This is a genomic window from Moorena sp. SIO4G3, assembly GCF_010692305.1.
GTDB classification, from domain to species: Bacteria; Cyanobacteriota; Cyanobacteriia; order Cyanobacteriales; family Coleofasciculaceae; genus Moorena; species Moorena producens_A.
In genome coordinates this window covers 1-6,316 of the sequence record NZ_JAAHIG010000460.1, presented here as the reverse complement: position 1 = coordinate 6,316, position 6,316 = coordinate 1, and the positions used below count along the sequence as shown (strand labels likewise).

The 6,316-nt window shown below is 42.9% G+C and carries 4 protein-coding genes; 2 read left to right on the top strand and 2 right to left on the bottom strand.

Annotation, left to right across the window (positions count from 1 at the left end):
- Positions 1 to 350: 350 nt before the first annotated feature.
- Positions 351 to 1,403 (bottom strand): ABC transporter substrate-binding protein, encoded by a 1,053-nt coding sequence (locus F6J99_RS39910; RefSeq protein WP_293121704.1) that lies wholly within the window; start codon positions 1,401 to 1,403, stop codon positions 351 to 353.
- 1,226 nt (positions 1,404 to 2,629) lie between these two features.
- Here F6J99_RS39910 and F6J99_RS39905 point away from each other — a divergent pair.
- Both F6J99_RS39905 and F6J99_RS39900 read left to right on the top strand, forming a co-directional pair.
- Positions 2,630 to 2,791 carry a hypothetical protein gene (locus tag F6J99_RS39905; RefSeq protein WP_158516950.1) on the top strand — a complete coding sequence of 54 codons (162 nt, stop codon included), beginning with the start codon at positions 2,630 to 2,632 and terminating at the stop codon, positions 2,789 to 2,791.
- A 10-nt stretch (positions 2,792 to 2,801) separates the two neighbouring features.
- A complete protein-coding gene (locus F6J99_RS39900) occupies positions 2,802 to 4,436 on the top strand; it encodes an MBL fold metallo-hydrolase (RefSeq protein WP_293071845.1) in 1,635 nt (544 codons plus the stop codon).
- Positions 4,437 to 4,810: 374 nt separating this feature from the next.
- Here the strand turns inward: F6J99_RS39900 and F6J99_RS39895 are convergent, their stop codons facing one another.
- Positions 4,811 to 5,122: a DUF6679 family protein gene (locus tag F6J99_RS39895; RefSeq protein ID WP_008182036.1), complete on the bottom strand. Its 312-nt coding sequence runs from the start codon at positions 5,120 to 5,122 to the stop codon at positions 4,811 to 4,813.
- Between the last annotated feature and the right edge of the window lie 1,194 nt (positions 5,123 to 6,316).

Genomic DNA, 6,316 nt, shown 5'->3' with positions numbered 1-6,316 from the left:
CAATTTCCTTTACACCCTACATTCCTAAGTTGAGTGATAAGTATGAGTTAACCTTAGTAGAAAGTACTCTTGGGGCAGAAAACCTAGTTGCTGCGTCTACGGGAGAAAATCAGATTCTAAGTTTATCGATACTTCTTGCAGAAGTCGGAAGTAACAGGTAACAGCGGAAAAAAATTTATAAAAACAGTATCATAAAACTACTTTTGCAAGAGGTATAATCATTGCTTAAGAATCGGTTAATATTTGAACTTATCAATCTGGCTTGGCAAGACTAGATATAAATTAATGTATAATAACAATATCTAATTAACTTGGATATTAACATGTATATAACTAATATATAATGTTAACTAATTTTTTGTATAAAAATCTACTCCTTTATTGACAAATTCCAAGGTGTAGGCTTGTTTGTAATCAGTCTTTGCATCAAGTACACCAACCGTAACTAACTCATTGAACAAACTTTCCCAACGTTGATCGGTCATTGCCCCAATGCCAAGTTTTTCGGCATCGCCAGAGATGATAATACCATAGTCTTTAAGCTTATCCAGACCATAGGCAATGAGGTCATCCTTCATCTCTGGATTATCTTTTTTGATCAGCTCATTGGCTGGTTCGGGATTCTCTAGATAGCTATACCATCCTTTGATTGATGCATCAACAAATCGCTGCACCAGATCGGGGTTAGTTTCAACGAGTTTCTTCGTGGTTTCAATGGTGAAAGTATAGGGATTATAACCAGCCTCTGCTAAGGATAATATATTTGGCTTAAAGCCTCCTTCTTTTTCTATAATGTATGGTTCAGAGGTCAAAATCCCCTGTTGGGCTGAATTTTTATCTACTAAAAAAGGGCTAACATTGAAGTTGTAGGGGCGTTTCTGGTCATCTGTAAAACCGTATTTTGCCTTGAGTAGGGGCCAATAGGTTGTGATGGCTCCAGGAGCCACAAAAATCGGTTTACCTTTTAATTGTGCCAGAGAGTCATTGCCTACCCCTGGATGAGCCAATAGAATTCGTATTTCTTTTTGGAAGATACTTGCTACAGTAATTTTGGGAATACCTTGTTGCACTGCTCTAATAGCATCAACAGCCTGTCCCATACTTAAATCAACTACTCCCCCCAGTAATAATTGGGTGGGATTGCTCTGAGGACCTGTTGGTTGTATAATAACATCTAGGTCATAGTTTTGATAAATTCCAGTAGCGACAGCCTGATAAAAACCACCGTATTCTGCTTCAGCTTTCCACCCCAAAGCAAATTTTATTTTATCTAATTTACCTTTTTTTTCTGTAGTTAATGGTGTAGAGGTTTGATTATTACAAGCTGCCAAAACACTACTACCAAGAGTTATCGAGCTAAGTTTAAGTAATTGGCGACGCTTAATTTTATAGATTTCTTTCATATAAAACTTCAACCGGCTAGAGCAGTAATTGAGATGATCTGGTTGTGGTGGTTTTAAATGGTGCAGCTTTAGGCCAACTAGAACGGTATGGTAGGGAAAAACCTTGAGTTTGGTATAGGTTCGCGATTAGCAGCTTCTATGATAGTGCGTAATTTACCTAAGTTACTACCCATAGCGATCGCATTAAGCTGGTACTCACTAAGCTGTACTCACTAAGCTGTACTCACTAAGCTGGTACTTTGTACTTGCCATTTTTTCTAAGCTGACTATTACTTTGGCGTTTAAACCCCAACAAACACACCGATAGAAATAATACCATACTCGCTCTCATTAATTAAATATAATCATATAGCAATATAATACTATTACAGTAGCCATGGCTTTTAAGCTAACACGCATCTAAATTGAATCTGTTCATCTTATGAAACAAACCATGAAACCCTCTCCCCACCTCCATTTCCCCATCTCCCCATCAGCCTCAACCCAAAAATTAAGTACGTGACAGCTTAGGCAGGGGATTGAGGTAGGTTCTGGACGAAAGAGGGAGTTACAATGAACGTGACGGTTTTTTCTGACAGCCATGAGGAGTTATTAAGAAAATGGAAGTAAAACTGGTTTTAGTGGTACTAACAATTGCTTTTACTGCTTTGTGCCTGTTTTTTGGGACTAAGAACGGATTTTATGATTCAGACGATTATCACGGCAACGGCTCTGCACACTAAGCTTCCAGTATTTACTTTAGCGGTCAGCTGCTGAGCTTTCAAAAAGCCTTCATCGTTTAGCCTTGGAAAAATCCATGCATCTGGCATCAAAGCAGAGGCTAAAGTCTAGATGCTGACCGATCGCGAAGCGTGGCCAAAGGCCTTAGAGCGGGGAGTGTAAGGGGGCTCACGGGGATTTTCCCAAGCCCCTGCCTTCTAGGCATCAAGAAAACGGGGAGTGTCAAAAAATTAAAATCCTCACTTAGAGGTTAGAGGAACTTCGCTAGTCCATGCCTACTTAACTCCCTACTGTGGTGATGTTGTTGGCAGCCCTTATCCCCTCTTGACTCTGACCTCGAAAGAAGGGAAACTAGTTGAGAACTACCCACACCCACCCTAAGGGGTAGGGTGTGGGATTTTCATAGACTCCAGAGTGACCTATAGGGTATATCCAACATACAAACCCCTCTAAATTGCTACGGAGTGACAACTCTACCACGTTTGTTTTGACTGGGGAAGAATCCGTTGAATTTTCCGTTCAAGGAAGATGCAGCCTTAGTAAAAATAGTTCCACCTTATTTTCCGTTGGCGATCGCCGATGCTGTCTGCCTCTTCCAAGGCTTAATCATTCACCCTTCCCTGATTAGTAAGACGTGGGTTAACGGAGCCAGATTAGCTAAAATTTAAGTTGAAGCTCATGAGCAATCAACGCCCAGTAGCATCCTCTGATCAGGATGACCGATTAACCTGCTTTCCTTACGGTGTTGGTCATGGTGCAGAAGGGGTTTGTTTGTTGGTGCAGATGGGGCCACACCGCATTCTCCTTGATTGTGGATTAGAAGACATTTCCCCCCTACAGATCGATGGGATACCACCAGCAGATTTAGTCCTGTGTAGCCACGCTCACTCAGACCATAGTCAGGGATTGCTGGCTCTTCACCAAACTTTTCCACAATTACCAATCTACGCCAGTGAGGTAACGACTCAACTATTACTACTCAACTGGCCGGAACTGCCTCCTGAGGATATTCTCCCATTTTGTCAAGCTCTCCCGTGGGTTACCCCTGTAGAATTCTGTGAGGGACTCACTGCTCAATTGTTCCCAGCTGGACACTTGCCAGGAGCAGCAGCATTTTTACTCACTTACACAACTCGCCATCGAACTTACCGACTGCTTTACACCGGTGACTTTTTCCTGTCTAACTCACGGCTGGTGGAGGGATTATCCCTTGAATCGCTCAGGGGGACACAGCCGGATGTGGTAATTGTAGAAGGCAGTTATGGCACTGCTCGACATCCCCATCGGCGGCAACAAGAAAATCAACTAGTAGAGCGTATTGAGCAGGCCATTGCTACCAATAACTCAGTTGTGTTGCCAGTGCCTACCTTAGGCCTAGGTCAAGAAATCCTGATGCTCCTGCGCTCTCATCACAACTTTACAGGACGCGACCTTGATATTTGGGTCAATGGAACCGTGGCTGATGGTTGTAATGCTTACTTAGAACTGCTGTCTCACTTTCCCAGCTCAGTACAAAATTTTGCCCGACATCAAGCCTTGTTTTGGGATGAGCGGGTACGTCCTCGGGTGCGGCGGTTAGATCCCCAGCAGCGAGATGCTATCGGTAAATCTCCCTGTATTATCCTCACTGACTTAAACATAGATTGGAGGGAGTACTCGCAGCAAGAGAACCGTTCTTGGGTTGTCCTGCAACCGGAACATCTTAAATCTTTGGAGGATCTAATGGATGACTACGGATGGCTTAAGGTTGAAACTTATCTGCTGGCTCAACATGGGGATTGTCTGGGCACCACCCAGTTGATTCATAATCTTCGACCTCAACATGTGATTTTTGTTCACGGTTCTCCTACCTACCTAGCTGATCTTGCTGGTTTGGAAGAGTTACAAAATCGATATCACCTCCATACGCCAGCAGCAGGAACACTGGTAGAACTTCCCATTGGTGATACCTTTATCAGACCAGCTCTACCAACGGAAACAAACTATGAAGGAGAGTTGAATGAATTAGATACACTTGTCTATATCACTCTTTCAGCGGCGATCGCAACGGATCCTCGTTGGCAAAATTTCGCTGATACTGGTTTACTAGAAGCCCGCTGGCAAGGAGAAGAACTGGTCTTGCGGGGATTGTCACAACGAGAACTACTCAAACAAGGGGGCAGAGCTAAGATACCAATTAATATCGAGTGTTGTGGTAATTGTCTGTACCAAAGAGGTCAGCGCTGCTGGAATCCAGCCTCAGCTCTCTATGGTTTTAAAGTAACACTGGAGGGGTACTGTCCAGTTTTTGAACGGATAGAACCCCTTGAGTAACGAATAGTTAAGGGAAAATTGCTAGCTAGTTGTGAGTTATCAATTTTCCGATACTTTTTAGCTACCAAAGTCTACCAAGATAGACCCTCGTCCGCCAATGCAAGATGCTTTCGCATCCAGGGGGTATCTCCGCGCTTCTCTGACGGAATATCCCGCGAGCGCCATAAAAATGTCAAAAAAGTTATAACACCGGGATCTAAGCGCAACTATTAAACCCTTGGTTTTCGGCTTTAATTTAAGTTACATAATAATCGCTTTCGGTGTTACCCTAATTTAAGTCTAACAAATAATAAGAGTTTTTGGTAGACTCTGCGACATTTTCGATTAGCTTTTACTCACCCTTAACGGTTGGTTGTCCATTAACAATGAACAATCTAGTCCTGATTTAAGTCTTGGGAGCGGGGGTGAATTTGTTCAGCCTCTGGACAATCATCAGAGACTATCGGATCAACATTACCTCGGAAAACAGAAGCTAGCTTGTGACTCACAGAGCCTATGCTTTCCAAGCGGACCATTTCTTCCCAGGAACTGATCTCATCCTCTTCGTCTGTTTCATAACGAATTGTGACTAAATCTCCCTCGATATCAACAATGCGGGCGTGTTCAATCCAACGTTGCTGATCCCGCAAGAAAACGCAGACCTCACGACCATCGCAGCAGAGTTGATAAATCTTGCGGTGTAGCATATTAGGCTTCTCCTGTTGCAGATAACTCTTGGTTTTACTGGTGAAGTAAGCGGTTGGGTTTCTCTAGAAACAACTTTATTTTGACATCCTTCCCACGAATAGAATTGGCGGGATTCTCTCCATCATTGGGATGATGAGATAGAATGGAAGGCTAAAATAAACCTGAGCCACCAGAGTAGGAATACTCCAGATCTTTTTTTTGTTGGCTTTGGCGACTAAAATACCATTTACTTGAGTAGTCGAGCCGCCATCAGCAGCAAAAATAGATTCCAAGTATTTAAAGGATTAGCAATAATTGTAGCTCACTCCTCGTATCCCCAGCCCTAAAGGGTAGGGGTTGGCTTGAAATCATTTTTGGTTAACTTAACATGGAATTAAGCGGGTTTGTCTATTCCTTGTTAAAGATTAAAATAGCTTAATAGTCTTTTATGTTCATTGCTTGAGAGTAAGGCATGCATTAGAAGCGAGTTTGAGTTTATCAACCCTGCTCGTGTGATTGATTAGTTTTTTATGGATTGTTTTTATGCATTGTCTTGATGCAGAACGCGAATTTGGGAAACCCCCTCAGGTCGGCGCTACATCCCTTAATTGATTTAATTCAGTATCCTATACCTCCGCGGGCCCATTTCTGCTGCTTGCCAGCAATGGTGCTGTAGTCTTTCAGAGATGGTGTTTGGGGGTATGGTTACTATATAGTTATTTGGAAACTTAGATTCCACTAGTATTGCTATCGACGGCAATGGAGTAAGAATCCGAAAACCCCCCCAAGTTAAAAATAGGGGATTGTGAGCGAATGTTGCTCATGGGGTTAAAAACCGGGTACTAGCAACGTTGACAGTAGGATTTTAGTCACACGGTTTGTGGCAGTTTAAACACACTACTAACGAACTTGGCTCAAAAAGAGCTGTGCCGTTCCCCTTAGTCTTCTTAGCTGTGACACTCCCCGCCCGCTTATGAGCGGGGATTCTTAGTTCTACGACATGCCTTACAATTAGTTATCCAGGAAAGGCAATATTTAAGCCAAATACCCGTTTAAAAACGCGCATATCGAGCCTAATTTAACTAATCGAGCGTGGGCTTATCTCCCTAAGCGTTGGGTCTCCCCCGTTCCCGTGTGCCGGAGACGAAACCTTAGAAGAGTGGAGCCTTTATGGTTAGTCGGCTATGGGTAAAAGGGTTAAAACTTTTTGATTA

Bases quoted from the DNA above. Each gene is read 5' to 3' on its own strand.
- F6J99_RS39910 (WP_293121704.1), bottom strand. From the start codon at position 1,403: ATGAAAGAAATCTATAAAATTAAGCGTCGCCAATTACTTAAACTTAGC.
- F6J99_RS39895 (WP_008182036.1), bottom strand. From the start codon at position 5,122: ATGCTACACCGCAAGATTTATCAACTCTGCTGCGATGGTCGTGAGGTC.
- F6J99_RS39900 (WP_293071845.1), top strand. From the start codon at position 2,802: ATGAGCAATCAACGCCCAGTAGCATCCTCTGATCAGGATGACCGATTA.